This is a genomic window from Shigella sp. SIG3 (assembly GCF_053555855.1).
The window spans coordinates 37,789-56,952 of the sequence record NZ_JBQZXE010000007.1 but is presented as its reverse complement, the minus strand read 5'-3'; the positions used below and the strand labels follow the sequence as shown (position 1 = coordinate 56,952).

The 19,164-nt window shown below is 53.5% G+C and carries 17 protein-coding genes and 2 pseudogenes; 3 read left to right on the top strand and 16 right to left on the bottom strand.

What is annotated here, in order from left to right:
• Nucleotides 1-24 precede the first annotated feature (24 nt).
• Entirely contained in the window at nucleotides 25-1,128 is a 1,104-nt protein-coding gene (gene asd / locus ACUU1I_RS03205) for an aspartate-semialdehyde dehydrogenase (RefSeq protein ID WP_000799956.1), read from the bottom strand.
• A 191-nt stretch (nucleotides 1,129-1,319) separates the two neighbouring features.
• Between asd and yhgN the strand changes: the two genes are divergently transcribed.
• Nucleotides 1,320-1,913, top strand: coding sequence for an NAAT family transporter YhgN (yhgN, locus tag ACUU1I_RS03200; RefSeq protein ID WP_001002544.1), 594 nt, complete (start codon nucleotides 1,320-1,322; stop codon nucleotides 1,911-1,913).
• A 56-nt stretch (nucleotides 1,914-1,969) separates the two neighbouring features.
• Here yhgN and gntU read toward each other — a convergent pair whose 3' ends face one another.
• From gntU to ACUU1I_RS03175, 5 genes are all read right to left on the bottom strand, one after another.
• A complete protein-coding gene (gene gntU, locus ACUU1I_RS03195) occupies nucleotides 1,970-3,310 on the bottom strand; it encodes a gluconate transporter (RefSeq protein ID WP_000210125.1) in 1,341 nt (446 codons plus the stop codon).
• 3 nt (nucleotides 3,311-3,313) lie between these two features.
• Nucleotides 3,314-3,841 carry a gluconokinase gene (gene gntK / locus ACUU1I_RS03190; RefSeq protein WP_000108334.1) on the bottom strand — a complete coding sequence of 176 codons (528 nt, stop codon included), beginning with the start codon at nucleotides 3,839-3,841 and terminating at the stop codon, nucleotides 3,314-3,316.
• A gap of 138 nt (nucleotides 3,842-3,979) precedes the next feature.
• Nucleotides 3,980-4,975 carry a gluconate operon transcriptional repressor GntR gene (gene gntR, locus ACUU1I_RS03185; RefSeq protein WP_000730263.1) on the bottom strand — a complete coding sequence of 332 codons (996 nt, stop codon included), beginning with the start codon at nucleotides 4,973-4,975 and terminating at the stop codon, nucleotides 3,980-3,982.
• A 223-nt stretch (nucleotides 4,976-5,198) separates the two neighbouring features.
• Nucleotides 5,199-5,894, bottom strand: a complete 696-nt coding sequence (gene yhhW / locus ACUU1I_RS03180; RefSeq protein WP_000639811.1) for a quercetin 2,3-dioxygenase — start codon at nucleotides 5,892-5,894, stop codon at nucleotides 5,199-5,201.
• A 122-nt stretch (nucleotides 5,895-6,016) separates the two neighbouring features.
• Nucleotides 6,017-7,054: an oxidoreductase gene (locus ACUU1I_RS03175; protein WP_000236312.1), complete on the bottom strand. Its 1,038-nt coding sequence runs from the start codon at nucleotides 7,052-7,054 to the stop codon at nucleotides 6,017-6,019.
• A gap of 332 nt (nucleotides 7,055-7,386) precedes the next feature.
• Here ACUU1I_RS03175 and yhhY point away from each other — a divergent pair, with 332 nt between their 5' ends.
• On the top strand, nucleotides 7,387-7,875 hold the full coding sequence (yhhY, locus tag ACUU1I_RS03170; protein ID WP_032157200.1) for an N-acetyltransferase: 489 nt from the start codon (nucleotides 7,387-7,389) through the stop codon (nucleotides 7,873-7,875).
• A gap of 58 nt (nucleotides 7,876-7,933) precedes the next feature.
• Here the strand turns inward: yhhY and ggt are convergent.
• Nucleotides 7,934-9,656: pseudogene (ggt, locus tag ACUU1I_RS03165) on the bottom strand (gamma-glutamyltransferase).
• Between the two features lie 119 nt (nucleotides 9,657-9,775).
• Here ggt and ACUU1I_RS03160 point away from each other — a divergent pair.
• Entirely contained in the window at nucleotides 9,776-10,216 is a 441-nt protein-coding gene (locus tag ACUU1I_RS03160) for a DUF2756 family protein (RefSeq protein WP_000825996.1), read from the top strand.
• On the opposite strand, the gene ugpQ is transcribed toward ACUU1I_RS03160, so the two are convergent.
• The 9 genes and pseudogenes from ugpQ to livH all read right to left on the bottom strand — a co-directional run bounded on the left by ugpQ (nucleotide 10,203) and on the right by livH (nucleotide 19,154).
• Nucleotides 10,203-10,946 carry a glycerophosphodiester phosphodiesterase gene (gene ugpQ, locus ACUU1I_RS03155; RefSeq protein ID WP_000073597.1) on the bottom strand — a complete coding sequence of 248 codons (744 nt, stop codon included), beginning with the start codon at nucleotides 10,944-10,946 and terminating at the stop codon, nucleotides 10,203-10,205. The two genes, ACUU1I_RS03160 and ugpQ, sit on opposite strands and share 14 nt — an antisense overlap.
• Nucleotides 10,943-11,876 (bottom strand): annotated as a pseudogene (locus tag ACUU1I_RS03150) (sn-glycerol-3-phosphate import ATP-binding protein UgpC). Before ACUU1I_RS03150 ends, ugpQ begins: the two are co-directional and overlap by 4 nt.
• A 58-nt stretch (nucleotides 11,877-11,934) precedes the next feature.
• A complete protein-coding gene (ugpE, locus tag ACUU1I_RS03145; RefSeq protein WP_000572164.1) occupies nucleotides 11,935-12,780 on the bottom strand; it encodes a sn-glycerol-3-phosphate ABC transporter permease UgpE in 846 nt (281 codons plus the stop codon).
• Nucleotides 12,777-13,664 carry a sn-glycerol-3-phosphate ABC transporter permease UgpA gene (gene ugpA / locus ACUU1I_RS03140; RefSeq protein WP_000099289.1) on the bottom strand — a complete coding sequence of 296 codons (888 nt, stop codon included), beginning with the start codon at nucleotides 13,662-13,664 and terminating at the stop codon, nucleotides 12,777-12,779. Before ugpA ends, ugpE begins: the two co-directional genes overlap by 4 nt.
• A 97-nt stretch (nucleotides 13,665-13,761) precedes the next feature.
• Nucleotides 13,762-15,078, bottom strand: a complete 1,317-nt coding sequence (gene ugpB / locus ACUU1I_RS03135; RefSeq protein ID WP_000803201.1) for a sn-glycerol-3-phosphate ABC transporter substrate-binding protein UgpB — start codon at nucleotides 15,076-15,078, stop codon at nucleotides 13,762-13,764.
• Nucleotides 15,079-15,474: 396 nt separating this feature from the next.
• Nucleotides 15,475-16,188: a high-affinity branched-chain amino acid ABC transporter ATP-binding protein LivF gene (livF, locus tag ACUU1I_RS03130; protein WP_000416896.1), complete on the bottom strand. Its 714-nt coding sequence runs from the start codon at nucleotides 16,186-16,188 to the stop codon at nucleotides 15,475-15,477.
• Nucleotide 16,189: 1 nt separating this feature from the next.
• The gene (gene livG, locus ACUU1I_RS03125) at nucleotides 16,190-16,957 is read right to left on the bottom strand and encodes a high-affinity branched-chain amino acid ABC transporter ATP-binding protein LivG (RefSeq protein ID WP_000082101.1); all 768 of its coding nucleotides are present in this window, start codon (nucleotides 16,955-16,957) and stop codon (nucleotides 16,190-16,192) included.
• Nucleotides 16,954-18,231, bottom strand: a complete 1,278-nt coding sequence (gene livM / locus ACUU1I_RS03120) for a branched chain amino acid ABC transporter permease LivM (RefSeq protein ID WP_000803792.1) — start codon at nucleotides 18,229-18,231, stop codon at nucleotides 16,954-16,956. Before livM ends, livG begins: the two co-directional genes overlap by 4 nt.
• Nucleotides 18,228-19,154, bottom strand: a complete 927-nt coding sequence (livH, locus tag ACUU1I_RS03115) for a high-affinity branched-chain amino acid ABC transporter permease LivH (protein ID WP_001295108.1) — start codon at nucleotides 19,152-19,154, stop codon at nucleotides 18,228-18,230. Before livH ends, livM begins: the two co-directional genes overlap by 4 nt.
• Nucleotides 19,155-19,164: the final 10 nt, after the last annotated feature.

The window sequence follows — 19,164 nt, the reverse complement described above, 5'->3', positions numbered from 1 at the left end:
CGCCCCAGATTTAATGAATAAAGATTACGCCAGTTGACGAAGCATCCGACGCAGCGGCTCCGCGGCCCCCCACAGCAGCTGGTCGCCCACGGTAAAGGCTGACAGGAACTCTGGTCCCATATTCAGCTTACGCAGGCGGCCTACCGGCGTGGTCAGCGTGCCGGTAACGGCAGCTGGGGTTAGCTCACGCATAGTGATTTCCCGATCGTTCGGAACGACTTTCGCCCACGGATTGTGCGCAGCCAGCAGTTCTTCGACGGTCGGAATAGACACATCTTTTTTCAATTTAATAGTGAATGCCTGGCTGTGGCAGCGCAATGCCCCGACACGCACACATAAACCATCTACCGGAATTACGGAAGATGTGTTGAGGATCTTGTTGGTTTCCGCCTGCCCTTTCCACTCTTCGCGGCTCTGACCGTTATCGAGCTGTTTGTCGATCCACGGAATCAGGCTACCCGCCAGCGGCACGCCAAAGTTATCCACCGGCAGCTCACCGCTACGGGTTAAGGTTGTAACTTTGCGTTCGATATCGAGAATAGCAGAGGACGGGGTCGCGAGTTCATCTGCCACATGGCCATACAGATGGCCCATCTGGGTTAATAACTCACGCATATGTCGCGCACCACCGCCGGAAGCGGCCTGGTAGGTTGCAACGGACACCCAATCAACAAGATCATTGGCGAATAAACCACCCAACGACATCAACATCAGGCTTACGGTACAGTTACCGCCAACAAAAGTCCTGATGCCATTATTTAATCCGTCGGTAATGACGTCCTGATTGACGGGGTCAAGAATGATGATGGCGTCATCTTTCATGCGCAGAGACGATGCTGCGTCAATCCAGTAACCTTGCCATCCGCTTTCACGAAGCTTTGGATAGATTTCGTTGGTATAATCGCCGCCCTGACAGGTCACAATGATATCGAGGGCCTTTAGCGCCTCCAGATCAAAGGCATCCTGAAGTGTGCCAGTGGTTCCGCCAAAAGACGGCGCAGCCTGGCCAAGCTGAGAAGTAGAAAAGAAGACAGGGCGAATGGCGTCGAAGTCGCGCTCTTCAACCATGCGTTGCATGAGAACGGAGCCGACCATACCGCGCCAGCCGATAAAACCAACATTTTTCATAAGCGTTTTTTCCTGCAAAGATGTGTGCTGTATAAATGTGCCGGTCTCCTCTTGGCACATCTTTCACCATACAAAAAGCAGCCAAAGTCGCAAGTGAAATTAATCAATGATAGCGAAGCCATCAGTAATGCGACTTATCCTGCTTTGTTAGCACGCAGAAAGTCCGCGGCAATTATCAGGGAATTTGAGTTATGAATGAAATCATTTCTGCAGCAGTTTTATTGATCCTGATTATGGATCCGCTCGGAAACCTGCCTATTTTCATGTCCGTACTGAAACATACTGAACCGAAAAGACGGCGGGCAATCATGGTGCGAGAGTTGCTTATTGCTCTCCTGGTGATGCTGGTGTTCCTGTTTGCGGGTGAGAAAATTCTGGCATTTCTCAGCCTGCGAGCAGAAACCGTCTCCATTTCTGGCGGCATCATTCTGTTTCTAATCGCCATTAAGATGATTTTCCCCAGCGCTTCAGGAAATAGCAGCGGGCTTCCGGCAGGTGAAGAGCCATTTATCGTGCCGTTGGCAATTCCGTTAGTCGCCGGGCCGACTATTCTCGCCACGCTGATGTTGTTGTCTCATCAGTACCCGAATCAGATGGGACATCTGGTGATTGCTCTGCTGCTGGCCTGGGGCGGCACCTTTGTCATCCTGCTACAGTCTTCGCTATTTTTACGTCTGCTGGGCGAGAAAGGGGTGAACGCACTTGAACGCCTGATGGGATTGATTCTGGTGATGATGGCAACTCAGATGTTCCTCGACGGCATTCGAATGTGGATGAAGGGGTAACGAGGAGAGTTTTTCGAAAAGAGCCCGGTAGCGTCACAACTACCGGGCGAACAAACTTAATTCAACAGCTGGAACGCAATCATCCCAACGATGGCACCAACAGTGCCGAGGATGGTTTCCATCATGGTCCAGGTTTTCAGCGTTTCGGCTTCGGTCGCGCCGGTAAATTTACCGAACAACCAGAAACCAGCGTCGTTAACGTGGCTGACAACAATCGAACCACCAGCGATACAAATCGACAGTGCCGCCATTTGCGCACCAGAGTAGTTCAGTTGTTCAATGACTGGCATCACCAGTCCCACCGCCGTTAAACAGGCTACGGTGGCAGACCCCTGAATGATGCGCACTGCAGCAGCCAGCACGAAGCAGGTGATAGCAATCGGCAGGCCCATGCCGGTTAACGCTTCGCCCAGTGCCGGACCTACGCCAGAGTCAACCAGCACCTGTTTGAACACGCCGCCTGCACCAATCACCAGTAGAATGATCCCCGCCGGTTGCAGCGCGTGACCGCAAATGTCCATCACTTTGTCTTTTGGCATGCCCTGACGCATTGCCAGGCCATAAATCGCTACCAGACAAGCAACCAGAATCGCGGTAAACGGATGACCAATAAACTCGAACCATTCGTAAGCGGTAGAGCCTTCTGGCACAAAACGCGCGGCAATGGTTTTCAGCCCCACCAGCACCAGCGGCAACAGGATCAGCGACAGGCTGAATCCGAAAGATGGCATTTTACCTTCGCCGAGATGCGGTTCGCTGATGTCGTCAGGAATATGCAGCTCAACGTAACGGCTGATGAAGTTACCCCACAGCGGCCCGGCAATAATCATTCCCGGAATTGCCGCACACAGGCCAATCAGGATCATCCAGCCAAAGTCGGCATTCATCTGCGATGCCAGCAGCATTGGCGCTGGCCCAGGCACCAGGAACGCTGCCGCGGCCGCCACGCCTGCGAATAATGGGATTACCAGCTTCACCAGGTTCGTACCGGTGTGGCGCGCCATTGAGAAAGCAACGCTAATCAGCAGAACAATCGCCACTTCAAAGAACAGCGGTAGCGCACAGACCAGCCCCGCAAGGCCGATGGCATAATGCGCGCGGCTGTGACCGAAGGATTTGAGCATTTTGACGGCAATCTGATCGACTGCGCCGGTTTCATATAAGATCTTGCCAAACATAGCTCCCAGGGCGACAACCACCGCCAGGAAGCCGAGGGTGCCTCCCATCCCTTTTTCCATCGTCGCTGCGATTTTATCGAGCGGCATACCGGAAAAAAGGCCAGCCCCCATGGACACCACCATCAAAGCCAGGAAAGCGTGCATACGCGCCTTCATGACTAAAAACAGCAGCAGTAAAACAGACCCTACTGCTGTTAAAACAAGCGTTAATGTAGTCACTACTTATTTGCCTTTTTTAATAACCTCAATGGTGCTTGCCACAACACCTTCCAGCGGTTGATCGATATCCACCACCAGTACATCGGTTTCGTCCGCACCCGGCTCCTGCAGCGTTTCAAACTGCGTCACCAACATTTGGGTTTTAAAGAAATGGCCTTTGCGCGCTTTCAGGCGACTTTCAATCACATCAAAATCGCCTTTCAGGTAGATGAAAGAGAGATTCGGATTACCTTCACGCAGCAAGTCGCGATAGTGCTTTTTCAGTGCAGAACAGGCGATCAGCGACACTTTATTGGTGCGCTGCATAGCAAACGCGGAGTCGTTCAGCGCCTGCAACCAGGGTTTGCGATCGTCGTCATTCAGCGGTTCGCCAGACGCCATTTTTTCGATATTGCGCCGTGGATGGAGGAAATCGCCATCAAGAAACGCGGCATGAAGTTGATGCGCCACTTCACTGGCGACCGCAGATTTGCCGCTGCCCGATACGCCCATCAAGACGTAAATGTGGTGATCATGGTTAGTCGTGCTCAAAGTGGTGCCCCCACAATACAAGAATTAAAAATATTACGGGTAACTGTTATCGGTAACATTGTCCAGCCGGACAATATCAGAAGCAATATCCATCCGTGCCTTAAGTGTATAAGTGTGAGCTACTTCAAATTTGTGGGCTTAAATAGATCCGCCCGGTGACAAGGTGAAACCTAAATCTAACATTTTCGGTGTCACAGATTCGCCACGAATACGCGCCAGCAGGCGTTCAGCGCCAATACTGCCCATCCGCTCACGCGGCGTCAGCACGCTCGCAAGTCGTGGCTCCATCACCTGACCAATGTCATGACCGTGGAAACCGGCAATCGCCATATCGTCAGGAACTTTTAACCCCAGACGCTGACATTCAAACGCCGCGCCGACCGCCAGATCATCATTAGTACAGAACACGCCATCCAGCTGCGGATATTCCCGCCGCGCCTGGCGAATCAGTTCAATACCGGAAGAGTAAGAAGAAGATTGCTCAACCATCACGCTATATGGCACCAGGCCTGCATCCAGCATCGCCTGTTCGTATCCCTTCTGTTTGATGATAGTACGTTCGTCGAGACGTGCGCCGAGATAGGCAATGTGGCGATGCCCACGAGCAATAATGGCGGTAGTCATCTGGCGTGCCGCTTCAAAGTTATCAAAACCGACGGCGATATCGAGGCACGGCGACTGGCTGTCCATCAACTCCACCACCGGGATCCCCGCCACTTCAATCATCTTTAAGGTGCGCGGCGTGTGGGTACGTTCGGTGAGGATCAGGCCGTCGATATTCCAGGAGAGCATGGATTCGAGACGTTCTTGCTCCATTTCCGGTTTATAACCGTAGTGCGCCAGCATGGTCTGATAACCGTGCGCGTCGGTGACGCTTTCGATTCCGCGTAATACTTCCGCGAAAACCTGGTTGGTGAGAGAAGGTAACAGGACGCCAATCGCCCGGCTGGTAGCGTTAGAGAGGATATCGGGCGCACGATTGGGAATATAGCCCAGTTCATCAAGAGCGGCGGCAATCTTGCCGCGTAGAGCGACGGAAACCTGCTCCGGGTTGCGTAAAAAACGGCTGACCGTCATTTTGGTCACGCCTACACGGTCAGCCACATCCTGAAGTACGGGTCTTTTCTTTTTCATCGTCCTGAAGGTACAAAAGAGATAGATTCTCTTAGTTTAACACGGACGCATCAGAACCTTCCCGGGGAAAACAGTGCTTGTTTACAATTATTAGATATACACTAAATCAATTGCATCGCATTGTGCTAACGACGCGGCAAAACCCCGGAAGCGTGCATCAGCACGCGACCGGAGCGAGCGAGGAAGCCTGCAAAAAGGCAGGCTTCAAAGATGCCGTTGAGTTTTAAACCGGCGGCAGATCGAACAGTAACACTTCGCTGTCGCTATCCGCATGGATGGAGATTGCCTGCTCATCCCAGATTGCCAGACCATCGCTGGTCGAGGCTTTCACGCCGTTAATGGTAACATTGCCTTTTACCACCTGGATCCAGACGCGGCGTTCAGCGGCAATCTGATGCACCGACTGCTCATCTTTCAGCAACGCCCAACGATACAGTTCCATATCCTGATGCACTTTCAGCGAACCATCTCGCGCATCCGGCGAGAGCACCAGCTGTTTGCCCTGCACGGCATCGAAGCGACGCTGTTCATAACGCGGCGTAATGCCATTTTCTTCAGGCATGATCCAGATCTGATACAGATGCAGACGCTCGGTGCTGCTTGGGTTGTACTCTGAGTGACGAATACCCGTACCCGCACTCATAATCTGGAACTCACCCGCCGGAACCTGCTCTTTATTGCCCATGCTGTCCTGATGCTCAACAGTACCTTCCAGCACGTAGGTCAAAATTTCCATATCTTTATGCGGGTGAGTGCCGAAGCCCTGCCCTGCTTCAATCACGTCGTCGTTAATCACGCGCAGCGCGGAGAAGCCCATAAAGTTCGGATCGTAATAGTTAGCAAAAGAGAAAGTATGCCAGGAGTCCAGCCAGCCATGATTTGCATGACCACGTTCATTTGCTTTGCGTAAGTAGATCATTTGTATTCGCCCCCTGAATGATTTCGATGGGCTTAGTGTGGACCCGATCTGCCTGGGATGATAGAGGGTGAAAATTGACCCCTCTGTTCAAAAAAATTGAACTATTCGAGGGGCCATCAAACTTAATTCGCGAGAGTCACTGTGGAGGGAGAGGCTTGCTCAAATCCGCGTTCAAGGATTTCCAGATTGGTAAGAACTTCAGATTCCTTGACGTAATTTGGCGCACCGTGGGTGATGGTTTGATACAACGCATCATAAACACGCCCGTAATCGCCCATCTCCGGCTTCATCTCTTCTCTGACCGTCACACCCTCGTCATTGACATACTCCAGCACACCGACCGAATCATCCGCTGCGAATCCCGGTTCGCCCGGCATAATATTAGCCTTCAGGCTGGTTTCCTGCTGGTCGATACCGTATTTAATAAACGAACCTTTCTTACCGTGAACGATAAATTTCGGATAATCGATTTTCACCAGATGGCTGGTTTTGACGATGGCTTTCAGGTCGCCATAAAACAGTTGCGCTTCAAAGGTGTCGTCAGGATTGGCTTTATTACGCAGGCTGCGGATGTCATAAGCGACGTGATCCGGGCGACCGAACAGAGAAATAATCTGGTCCATCGTATGCACACCAAGGCCATAGAACGCGCCATCCTGCGGCAGTCCAGGTTTGGTTTCTGCCACCGGGCGGTAATAGTCAAAATGGCTTTCCACTTCGACAATCTCTCCCAGCTTGCCGCTTTCAATCGCTTTTTTCGCCGTCAGGAAGCAGGAATCAAAGCGACGATTCTGATATGGCGTGACGGTCAGCCCTTTGCTTTTCGCCAGTGCAAACAGCTCTTTCGCCTGCGCAAGTGTCGGAGTGAACGTTTTTTCGACCAGCACATTTTTCCCGGCTTCCAGCGCGCGCTTCGCGTACTCGAAGTGGCTGTCCGCATGGGTGCAGACAACAACCAACTTAACATCGGGATCGTTTAGCACTTCGTCGAGATCGCTGGTGAAATGGATATGAGAGTAAATGGGAGCCTGTTCTTCCGGCTTCGCATGGCGACGAAAAATATGCGCGACATGCCAGCTATCCTTGCGGTTAAGTACATACGGCAGATGGTAACGGGTGGTGCTTTTGCCGAAGCCAATAAAGGCGCAGTTGATGACCATGATTTCGTCCTTTTTAAGGTGGTTATTTACACCTTAGCGCAAAGCGGACGTGGTTCCTACTGGAGTGCGCATAACGAACACAAGCACTCCCGTGGATAAATTGAGAACGAAAGATCAAAAAAAAAGCCAGCACCCGGCTGGCTAAGTAATACTGGAAGCAATGTGAGCAATGTCGTGCTTTCAGGTTCTCCGCGAGGGTCTTCCTGATCGCGAGACAATAATAATCATTCTCATTCGCACTTGTCCAACACTTTTTGCAAAAAAATGCATTTGACTCGCATTTGAAAGTCAATGATGTTGAAAGGGACATTTACCCCAAAGAGGACAAAGGAATGAGTGAGATAGTAATACGCCACGCAGAAACACGGGATTACGAGACCATCAGGCAGATTCACGCCCAGCCGGAGGTGTATTGCAACACACTACAGGTGCCTCATCCTTCCGATCATATGTGGCAGGAGCGACTCGCCGATCGTCCCGGCATCAAGCAACTCGTCGCCTGTATTGATGGAGACGTCGTGGGCCATCTCACCATTGACGTGCAACAGCGCCCACGCCGCAGTCATGTTGCCGATTTTGGTATCTGTGTCGACTCTCGTTGGAAGAACCGCGGCGTCGCCAGCGCCCTGATGCGAGAGATGATTGAAATGTGCGACAACTGGTTACGGGTAGATCGCATTGAACTAACCGTGTTTGTCGATAACGCGCCAGCAATTAAGGTCTATAAAAAATTCGGCTTTGAGATTGAAGGGACCGGTAAGAAGTACGCATTGCGTAATGGTGAATATGTCGATGCGTATTATATGGCGCGGGTGAAATAGAGAATTTGCAATCTAAGTTTGTCATTTAAGCCCTCACCTACCGGGAGGGCTTAAGATATTAATACCCCGCCGTTAAATCATCCACCGAGCGCGGGTCGGATGCGCCGTACAACTCACCGTCCGGCCCAACCATAATGCTTTGTGTGCTGCCCATCGCCTCTTTCAGCGCCACTTTCTGACCTTTTGCTTCCAGCAGCTTGAGCGTATCCGGGCTAAACCCTTTTTCGACACGCAGCTCGTCCGGCAACCACTGATGGTGGAAACGCGGCGCATTGGTCGCTTCGGCGACGTTCATGCCATAATCGATGCTATTCACCACCATTTGCAGCACCGTGGTGATAATCCGGCTACCGCCTGGGCTACCGGTAACCAGCCAGGTTTTACCGTCTTTCACCACAATGGTCGGCGACATCGACGACAGCGGGCGTTTGTTCGGCCCGACGGCGTTGGCATCACCGCCCACCAGCCCGTAAACGTTCGGTACGCCCGGTTTGGCGGAGAAATCATCCATCTGGTTATTAAGCAGAATACCGCTCTCGCCCGCGACAATACCCGTACCGAAGGTGGTGTTCAGCGTATAGGTCACCGCCACCGCGTTACCGTCTTTATCCACTACAGAGTAATGGGTAGTTTGATTACTCTCATAAGGCGCAAGCTTGCCAGGGCGAATCTCACTGGACGGCTTCGCTTTTTTGATATCAATTTGATCGGCAATGGATTTGGCATAGGCTTTATTGGTCAGTGCCTGCCACGGGACTTTGACAAAATCCGGGTCGCCAAGATATTCCGAGCGGTCGGCGTAGGCGTATTTCTCCGCTTCTGCCATGATTTGCATCGCATCGGCGCTGCCAAAGCCGTATTTCTTCATATCGAAGTTTTCCAGAATATTGAGGATTTGTACGATATGGATCCCGCCGGAGGATGGCGGTGGCATGGAGTAAACCTGATACCCGCGATAATCGCCGCTTATCGGAGTGCGTTCGACCGCTTTATAGGCCGCTAAATCTTCTTTAGTGATCAAGCCACCGTTTTTCTGCATCTCCTGGGCGATCTGTTCCGCAATCGTGCCTTTATAGAATTCGTCCGGGCCGTTTTCAGCAATCATCTCCAGGCTCTTTGCCAGGTTCGCCTGCACCAGCGTGCCGCCCTTTTTCAGCGGCTCGCCCTCTTTCCAGAAGATAGCTTTACTGTTTTCGTGATTCGGCAACACTTCGCTACCGTAGGTTTTGAGATCGTCAGCCAGCGCGTCGTTAACGATAAAACCATCGCGTGCCAGTTTAAACGCGGGCTGCACGACTTTGTTCAGCGGCATGGTGCCGTATTTATCCAGCGCCAGCGAGAAACCTGCTACCGTACCCGGTGTGCCGGAAGCCAGATGCGAAGTGAGTGATTTTTTGCTGTCCGGGTTGCCCTGATCATCGAGGAACATATCGCGGGTCGCTTTGGCGGGTGCCATTTCGCGGAAATCGATAGCCGTGGTATTGCCATTTTTCGAGCGGATTAACATAAAACCACCACCGCCCAGATTCCCTGCCTGCGGATGCGTTACCGCCAGCGCGTAGCCCACCGCCACGGCGGCATCAACGGCATTCCCGCCCTCCTTGAGGATATCCACCCCCACCTGAGTGGCAGTGGCGTCCACAGACGCTACCATTCCCTGTTTCGCGCGTACCGGATGGAAGACATCTTCCTCCACACCATACGAGACGGGCGGCGCTAAAACAACTTCCTGAGAGCAGAGCAGCAATGGCCACCCGGCGTAAAAACGTCGGTTTTATCATCGTTATTCTCCAGAGATTAAGGGGCAACCCCAGCTAAGCCTGGTATATAACTCTGAATTAATCATCGTTTTGTCGGGAAGCGAGTAAACTTAAAGGATATCTTCAGAGGAGGATACGCGATGAAACGACTTCTGATTCTTACGGCACTCCTGCCGTTTGTCGGCTTTGCACAGCCCATTAATACTCTGAACAACCCTAACCAGCCGGGGTATCAGATACCCAGCCAGCAGCGGATGCAAACCCAGATGCAGACTCAGCAAATCCAGCAAAAAGGGATGCTGAATCAGCAACTGAAAACGCAAACTCAGTTGCAACAGCAGCATTTAGAAAACCAGATAAACAATAATTCTCAGCGGGTGTTGCAGTCACAGCCGGGGGAGCGAAATCCCGCCCGGCAGCAAATGCTGCCCAACACCAACGGCGGGATGTTAAACAGCAACCGTAATCCGGATAGTTCGTTGAATCAGCAGCATATGCTGCCGGAGAGGAGAAACGGCGACATGCTGAATCAGCCCAGCACGCCGCAGCCTGACATTCCGTTGAAAACTATTGGGCCGTAAAGTTCGGACCAATCACGTCAATCGCATCGGTACAGATGCAATCCACGCCCCAGCGCAGCAACTCTGCCGCGCGCTGGGGTTTATTGACGGTATAAACCAGAATCCGTAATCCGGCGTCTTTCAACTGCATCACTCGCGCTTTATCGAGTAACTTATGATTGAGATGAATAGAGACGCAGCCCAGCCGCGCGGTCAGTTCGCGCCAGTCGTCGCGCCACTCATCAAGCAATAAACCACGCGGCAGTTCCGGTGCCGCCTGTTGTGCAGCTTCTAAAGCATCAATCTCAAACGATGACAGCAGCGGCGGCGTCATACCGGCCCACAGTTGGCGTGCCGCCAGCGCCACCATTTTGCCCGTTAATGGTCCAGTGCCAGTGGTGGGTTTGATTTCGATATTCGCCATCATCCCGTGTTCGCGACAGCGTTCCGCCACCTGCGAAAGCAACGGCAGCGGCTCACCTTTAAACGCTTTGCTGTACCAACTGCCCGCATCCACGCGCAGTAAATCCTGCCAGTTCAGTTCACCCGCGACGCCCCAGCCGTTGCTGGTGCGTTCGAGATTGTCGTCATGGAGCAGGAAGATCTCGCCATCTTTCGATAACTTCGCGTCAAATTCGATCATCTTATGACCGTATTTTGCCCCGACGTCGATTGCCGCCAGGGTGTTTTCCGGGGCCAGCTTACCGCCGCCACGATGAGCGACGATGCGGGGATAAGGCCAGTTACTCATACTCGTTGTCCTGTTTCACCATCAAAAAGATGCAGCTGATTTTCCGCCAGATGCAGCCACAGCGTGCTGCCTGCCGTCGGGCGCTCCTGATGCGCCAGTCGCACCACCAGCTTCTGCTTGCGAGCTTAGCGCAATATGTTCCGGGCGAATGCCGAGGGTCATTTTACGCCCGGCATACTGACGGTAGCCACCGTTTAGCGGTAGCACGATACCGCCGTCCAGTTCGAAATGCGTGCCTTCATTATTCATGCGGCCTGTCAGCAGGTTCATCGCCGGGCTGCCGATAAAACTCGCCACAAACAGGCTGGCGGGCTTTTCGTAGACTTCCACCGGCGTGCCAATCTGTTCGGCAACGCCGCCGTTCATCACCATTACTCGCTGGGCGAGCGTCATCGCCTCAACCTGATCGTGAGTAACGTAGAGTGAAGTCGTTTTCAGGCGACGGTGCAGCTGTTGCAGTTCAAGACGCATCTGTACGCGCAGCTTGGCATCGAGGTTAGAGAGTGGCTCATCAAACAAGAACACCGCCGGATCACGCACAATCGCGCGTCCCATCGCCACACGCTGGCGCTGACCGCCGGAAAGCTCGCGCGGGCGACGTTTGAGCAGACCGTCCAGCTCCAGAATGCGCGCCGCTTCTTTAACGCGCTCGGCTATTTGCTGCTTGCCCATGCCGCGAATTTTCAGCCCCCACGCCATGTTTTCTTCGACGCTCATATGCGGATAAAGCGCGTAATTCTGGAACACCATCGCAATCCCGCGATCTTTCGGCTCCATTTCGGTCACGCGCTGGTCGTTGATCCAGATATCGCCTTCGGTCACCCTCTCCAGCCCGGCAACCATACGCAGCAGCGTCGATTTCCCGCAGCCAGACGGCCCGACCATCACGATAAATTCGCCATCCGCCACATCAAGGGTCAGCGGTTTAATGACCTAGGTTTTGCCATCCCAGCTTTTGGTTACTGCCTGTAATTTCAGTCCTGCCATCTTATTTCTCACTATCGACCAGGCCGCGCACGAAGGCACGCTGCATCACTAAAACAATCACTACTGGTGGGATCAGGGTTAACAACATCGCCGCCATCACTGAGTTCCATTCCGTGGTGCCTTCGCCAGTGGCGATCATCCCTTTGATCCCTGCCACGGTGGTGCCGAGATCCACGTCGGTAATAATCAACAACGGCCACAAATACTGGTTCCAGCCGTAAATAAAGGTGATCACAAACAGCGCCGCCAGATTAGTTTTGGAGAGCGGAAAAACGATGTCGCAAAAGAAGCGCATTGGTGACGCACCGTCGATCCGCGCCGCTTCCACCAGTTCATCCGGCAGCGTCATAAAGAACTGGCGAAACAGAAACGTGGCGGTCGCCGAGGCCATCAGCGGCAGCGTTAAACCGGCGTAGCTGTCGAGCATCTTCAGGTTGGCGATGACTTCCACCGTCGGGAAGATACGTACTTCAACCGGCAGCATCAGGGTGATAAAAATCATCCAGAAGAAGAGGTTACGTAGCGGAAAACGAAACCAGACAATGGCAAATGCCGAGAGCATCGAGACAGTAATTTTGCCGAGCGTAATGCTGAACGCCATCACAAAGCTGTTAAGCAACATCCGCCAGAACGGCGCGCTATTTGTGCCTACCCCGTTCACCCAGATGTTGTGGATGTTTTCCAGCAGATGCGTGCCGGGGATGAGCGTCATCGGCGCGGCGTAGACGGCCTGTTTATCCAGCGTCGCCGCGACAAACGCCACGTACAGCGGGAAGAGGATCACCGCGATCCCGAGGATCAGCATGGTATGGCTGAATATCGTCAGCCACGGACGGTTCTCAATTATTGGTAACGCACCTTGCTTTCAACATAGCGGAACTGCACCACCGTCAGCACGATGACGAGGAACATCAACACCACCGACTGTGCGGCAGACGAAGCCAGATCCAGTCCGGTAAAACCTTCGCGGTAGATCTTATAAATCAGCGTCGTGGTGGCCTGAACCGGCCCGCCGGACGTGGCGGCGTCGATCACCGGGAAGGTGTCGAAGAAGGCATACACCAGGTTCACTACCAGCAGGAAGAAACTCACCGGGGCGATAAGCGGCAGCGCAATCTTAAAGAAGCGGCGAATCGGCCCTGCACCGTCGATGGCTGCGGCTTCGATCAACGAACGGGGAATGGATTGCAGCGCGGCATAGAAGAACAGAAAGTTGTAGCTGATTTGCTTCCACACCGAGGCAAACACCACCAGAAACATCGCCTGACCGCTATTTTGCGCGTGGTTCCAGTCGTAGCCGAACTCAGCGAGAAAATGGGTGATCAGCCCGCGACCGGGGTTAAACAGGAAGATCCACAATACGGCGGCAACGGCGGGAGCCACGGCATACGGCAGCAACATTAAGGTTTGGTAGAAACGACTGCCGCGCACGATGTACTCCACCAGCGCCGCAAAGAACAGCGATACCAGCAAACCGCTGACGGTGACAAAGGTGCTGAATTTTATCGTCGTCCAGAAGGAGTCGAGATAATAGCTGTCATGAAACAGCGTGACGAAGTTATCCAGACCGACAAACTGGCTGGAGAAACCAAACGGATCGACGCTTTGTAGCGAGTACCACAACGCTTCGCCCGCAGGCCAGATAAAAAAGATAACGGTGATGATGAGCTGCGGCGCGACCAGCAGATAAGGCAGCCAGCGCGAGCGGAACACCGGACGGGATGATGACATTACGGTTAATTCCTGAACTGTGCCGGATGCGCTTCGCTTATCCGGCCTACACGCGATGCCAGGTCAGATAAGCGAAACGCATCCGGCATTACACTGATTAAGACTTCGTCGATTTCTCAAAGCGGCGCAGTAACTGGTTCCCACGCTCAACTGCGGTATCCAGCGCCTGCTGTGGCGTCTTCTTACCGGTCCACACGCTCTCAAGCTCTTCATCCACAATCACGCGGATCTGCGGCATGTTGCCCAGACGAAGCCCTTTGGTGAACGGCAACGGCGGCTTGTTCAGCATCTGACGCGTCGCGGTATCCGCACCTGGGTTTTTCTCGTAAAAGCCCTGCTCACGGGTCAGGTCATACGCCGCTTTGGTAATTGGCAGATAACCGGTTTTCTGATGCCACTCAGCAGCGTTTTCTGGCTTCGCGAGGAAGTCGAGAAACTTCGCCACGCCGGTATACGTTTCTTTATCTTTGCCCTGCATCACCCACAGGCTGGCTCCGCCGATAATGGCGTTTTGTGGCGCATCTTTCGCATCGGCGTCGTAAGGCATCATACCTACGCCGTAGTTAAATTTGGCGTACTCGCGAATGTTGGCAAGAGAACCGGAAGAGGCGGTGGTCATCGCGCAATCACCGTTATAGAACTTCTCGGTGGATTCATCCTTACGACCGACGTAGCTGAAGTCGCCCTTCTTGTTCATCTCCTCGAGCATGGCGATGTGTTTCACCTGCTCCGGCTTGTTGAACTCCAGCACCGCGTCCGTGCCGTCAAAGCCGTTGTTTTTGCTGGCAAACGGCAGACCGTTCCAGGCGCTAAAGTTTTCCAGTTGGATCCAGCCCTGCCAGCCGCTGGCGTAGCCGCACTTAATACCGGAGGCTTTCAGTTTTGCGGAATAGTCCGCCAGATCCTGCCAGGTTTTCGGCGGCTGTTCCGGGTCTAACCCCGCTTTCTTGAAGGCGTCTTTGTTGTAATAGAGAACGGGAGTCGAGCTGTTGAACGGCTGGGAGAGTAAGTGGCCGGTTTTGCTGTCGGAGTAGTAACCGGAAACCGTCGGCACAAACTGCGACTCATCGAACTGAATCCCTGCCTCTTTAAACACGTCATACACCGGTTTAATGGCTTTCGACGCCATCATGGTGGCGGTGCCAACTTCATAAACCTGCAAAATAGCCGGAGCGTTGCCGGTACGAAATGCGGCAATCCCCGCGCTTAAATTCTGTTCGTAGTTGCCTTTATAGGTCGGTACAATTTTGTAATCCGGATTTTCGGCGTTAAAACGTTGGGCCAGAGAATCCACCTCTTTACCCAGTTCCCCTTCCATAGAATGCCAGAACGGAATGGTCGTCACTGCCTGTGCATTCCCCATTAACGCCAGTCCGAGCGCCAGTGCTGAAGCTGTATAATGTAACGGTTTCATCGTTTATCTCTCTTGTTGTACCGAATGCGCGAATTCACGCGTTTTATGCTCGCGGGGTAACATGACATGCTCGAATTACAGAAAAATAACTTTTTTGTTACATTTGTAAGATAGTAAGGTGTCAGAAAGATGACAAGGCGGTGACGGCGTGGGTGAGGGAAAATGGGAGATGGGGCACGGATAAGCGGAAAAATAGAAGGTCTGAATCAAACTCTACAGATTACTCATCGTTTCATGCCGGATGCGGCGTAAACGCCTTATCCGGCCTACAAGATCGTGCAAATTCAATATATTGCAACTCACCCAGTAGGCCTGATAAGCGCAGCGCATCAGGCAATTTTGCATTTGTCACCTGTCTCAAAGGAGTCTTTTGACTCCTTATCAATCAACGTGTTATTACCCGCCTAAATACGAACTTCTCACTGCTTCGTTCGCCAGCAGCGCGTCGCCGGTATCGGAGAGCACCACATGGCCGTTTTCCAGCACGTAGCCGCGATCCGCCAGCTTTAGCGCCTGGTTGGCGTTCTGCTCGACGAGGAAGATAGTCATCCCCTGCTCGCGCAGCTGCTCGATGGTGTCGAAAATTTGCTGGATAATAATCGGCGCAAGACCGAGCGATGGCTCATCAAGTAACAACAAACGCGGATTGCTCATCAGCGCGCGACCAATCGCCAGCATCTGCTGTTCACCGCCGGACATGGTGCCCGCCCGCTGAACACGGCGCTCATGCAGACGTGGAAACAGTTCATACACCCACTTTATGCGCTCCTGAAACTGGTCACGTTCGGCAAAGAAGCCGCCCATCGCCAGGTTCTCTTCCACCGTCATCCGCGAGAAGACGCGACGCCCTTCCGGGACAATCGCTACCGCTTCGCGCATGATTTTCGCCGTCTGCCAGTCGGTAATGTCTTTATCATCAAACACAATTCGCCCGCTGGTGGCGCGCGGATCGCCGCATAACGTGCCGAGCAAGGTGGTTTTCCCCGCCCCGTTCGCGCCAATGAGAGTGACAATCTCGCCCTGATTGATATGCAGGCTCACCTCATGCAGCGCCTGGATTTTGCCGTAGTGGGCGCTGACTTTGTCAAAGGACAACATGACTTTTTCCATCTTATGCCTCACCTAAATAGGCACGGATCACGTCCGGGTTATTACGGATTTGCTCCGGCGTACCGTTTGCCAGTGGCGTCCCCTGATTGACCACATAAATTCGGTCTGAAATCCCCATCACCAGCTTCATATCGTGTTCAATCAACAAGATAGTGGTGTTGTGATGATTGCGCAGTTCGGCAATCAGCTCATCCAGCTCTTTGGTTTCTTTTGGGTTAAGACCTGCCGCCGGTTCGTCGAGCATTAAAATCTCCGGCTGCGTCACCATGCAGCGGGCAATCTCCAGACGGCGTTGGTCACCATAGGCCAGGTTACTTGCCTGACGGTTGGCGTGTTCCAGCAAACCAATGCGCTCAAGCCAGGTGGCGGCGCGGTCGAGCGCTTCGCTCTGGGCGCGACGGAAAGAAGGCGTTTTCAACAGGCCAGAGAACAGCCCGGTTTTCAGTTGCTGATGCTGCGCCACCAGCAGGTTTTCAATTACCGTCATTTCACGGAACAGACGCACATGCTGGAAGGTGCGCACCACGCCCATGCGAGCAATTTGCTGCCCCGGTAAACCTTCAAGATGCTGATCGCGCAGTAAAATGGTGCCGCCGGTGGGTTTGTAGAAACCGGTCAGGCAGTTAAAAACCGTGGTTTTTCCGGCACCGTTAGGGCCGATTAACGAGACGATTTCCTGCGGGTACAGTTCAAGATTGACGTTGTTCACCGCCAGCAGGCCGCCGAAGCGCATCATCAGACCGTTAACAGATAATAATGGCTGACTCATGCCTGCTCTCCTTTCGCTGCGCCGTTTTTCAGCTTCAGTTGCGGGCGCGTCATGGGCAGCAAACCCTGCGGACGCCAGATCATCATCAGCACCATCAAACCACCGAGCATTAACATGCTGTATTCGTTGAAATCACGCATCAATTCGCGCGACACCACCAGCAGAACAGCCGCCAGAATCACTGCAAATTGCGAGCCCATACCGCCGAGCACCACTATCGCCAGCACAAAGGCCGATTCAGCAAAGGTGAAGGATTCCGGGCTGACAAAGCCCTGACGCGCCGCAAACAGCGTTCCGGCAAAACCGGCAAATGCGGCGCTGATGGTAAAAGCGGTCAGCTTGATACGGCGCGGGCTTAAGCCCAGCGAACGACAGGCGATCTCGTCTTCACGCAACGCTTCCCACGCGCGGCCCAGCGGCATCCGCAGCAGGCGGTTAATGACAAACAGGCTTAACACCACCAGCAGCAACGCCACCAGGTAGAGGAAGATAACGCGATCGGACGGATCGTATTTCAGGCCAAAGAAATTACTGAACGTGTCCCAGCCGCCTTCACGAGCGGTACGGCTGAACTCGAGTCCGAAGAGTGTCGGTTTCGGGATCTGACTGATTCCGTTCGGGCCGCCGGTGATTTCAGTGTTATTGAGCAGCAATATGCGCACAATTTCGCCGAAACCAAGGGTAACGATCGCCAGATAGTCACCGCGCAGACGCAGCACCGGAAAACCGAGCAGGAAACCCGCCGCCGCTGCCATCAGTCCGGCAATCGGCAAACAGGTCCAGAACCCCAGACCGTAATAGTGATTGAGCAGCGCAAAAGTGTAAGCGCCGATGGCGTAAAAACCGCCGTACCCCAGCACCAGCAGACCAGAAAGACCAACAACCACATTCAGCCCGAGACCGAGGATAATGTAGATCATGGTCAGAGTGGCGATATCCACCGTCCCACGTGACACCATAAACGGCCACGCCACCACAAGCACCAGCAGCGCCACGAGGAACAGCTTTTGCTTCACCGTGGACCCATCAATCGCGGGCAGAATAAACTTCGGCCCGGAAACGCTTTTCAACCCTTTCTGGAAAGCCGGTCGCAAAAGCTGGAAGAAAAAGACCACCGCCGTGCCGATAAACATCCACTGCCAACGGATGTCTGAAGCCGTGTCGACCACCAGTTTGGTGCCATCCAGCTCCAGTTGTACGCCCATAAAGACGCCCGCCAGGACAAAGAACATCGCGGCAGAGAGCAGTGCCATTGCAATATGCATCGGTTTCATACTTTCTCTACCTCCGGGCGACCCAGAATACCGGTCGGCATCACCAGCAGCACCAGAATCAGCAGGGCGAATGAGACCACATCTTTATATTCCGTACTCAGATAGGCAGAAGAGAGCGCCTCCGCAATCCCTAGGATCAGCCCGCCAATCATCGCCCCTGGAATGCTGCCAATCCCACCGAGCACCGCAGCGGTAAAGGCTTTCATCCCGGCCATAAAGCCGATATAGGGGTTAATGACGCAGTAGAACTGACCGAGCAGTACGCCAGCCACTGCCGCCATCGCCGCGCCAATAACAAAGGTCAAAGCAATCACCCGGTCGGTGTTGATGCCAAGCAGGCTCGCCATTTTCAGATCTTCCGCGCAGGCACGACAGGCGCGCCCCATACGGGAATAGCGAATGAAAATCGTCAGCGCCAGCATGGCGAGGAAGGTGACAATCCAGATCACCGCCTGCATGGTGGTAATAGAGGCAGAGAAGTTTTCGCTATGGCCCACCACCCACTGACCGTTAAACAGGCTCGGCAGCGCCACGTCGCGCGAACCTTCGGTCAGGCTGACGTAGTTTTGCAGGAAGATGGACATACCGATTGCGGAAATAAGCGCAATCAGGCGCTTAGAGTTACGCACCGGGCGGTAAGCTACCCGTTCGATACTCCAGCCGTAGGCGCTGGCGATGACGATTGCGCCGACGAATCCCGCCGCCACCAGCAGCCAGCCGGTATCAATGCCCATCATCATCAGCGCGGCGATGATCATAAATGAGACGTAGCTGCCAATCATATAAACCTCGCCGTGGGCGAAGTTGATCATGCCGATAATGCCGTAAACCATGGTGTAGCCGATGGCTATCAGCGCGTAGGTACTGCCCAGCGTGACGCCGTTAAACATCTGCTGCAAGAAATACAAAAACTGCTCAGACATAAGGTAACCT

Coding starts and splice junctions, on each gene's coding strand:
- livF (WP_000416896.1), bottom strand. CDS start 16,188: ATGGAAAAAGTCATGTTGTCCTTTGACAAAGTCAGCGCCCACTACGGC.
- asd (WP_000799956.1), bottom strand. CDS start 1,128: ATGAAAAATGTTGGTTTTATCGGCTGGCGCGGTATGGTCGGCTCCGTT.
- yhhW (WP_000639811.1), bottom strand. CDS start 5,894: ATGATCTACTTACGCAAAGCAAATGAACGTGGTCATGCAAATCATGGC.
- ACUU1I_RS03160 (WP_000825996.1), top strand. CDS start 9,776: ATGAAACGACTTCTGATTCTTACGGCACTCCTGCCGTTTGTCGGCTTT.
- ugpB (WP_000803201.1), bottom strand. CDS start 15,078: ATGAAACCGTTACATTATACAGCTTCAGCACTGGCGCTCGGACTGGCG.
- ugpA (WP_000099289.1), bottom strand. CDS start 13,664: ATGTCATCATCCCGTCCGGTGTTCCGCTCGCGCTGGCTGCCTTATCTG.
- ACUU1I_RS03175 (WP_000236312.1), bottom strand. CDS start 7,054: ATGGTCATCAACTGCGCCTTTATTGGCTTCGGCAAAAGCACCACCCGT.
- ugpQ (WP_000073597.1), bottom strand. CDS start 10,946: ATGAGTAACTGGCCTTATCCCCGCATCGTCGCTCATCGTGGCGGCGGT.
- gntR (WP_000730263.1), bottom strand. CDS start 4,975: ATGAAAAAGAAAAGACCCGTACTTCAGGATGTGGCTGACCGTGTAGGC.
- livM (WP_000803792.1), bottom strand. CDS start 18,231: ATGAAACCGATGCATATTGCAATGGCACTGCTCTCTGCCGCGATGTTC.
- livH (WP_001295108.1), bottom strand. CDS start 19,154: ATGTCTGAGCAGTTTTTGTATTTCTTGCAGCAGATGTTTAACGGCGTC.
- yhhY (WP_032157200.1), top strand. CDS start 7,387: ATGAGTGAGATAGTAATACGCCACGCAGAAACACGGGATTACGAGACC.
- livG (WP_000082101.1), bottom strand. CDS start 16,957: ATGAGTCAGCCATTATTATCTGTTAACGGTCTGATGATGCGCTTCGGC.
- yhgN (WP_001002544.1), top strand. CDS start 1,320: ATGAATGAAATCATTTCTGCAGCAGTTTTATTGATCCTGATTATGGAT.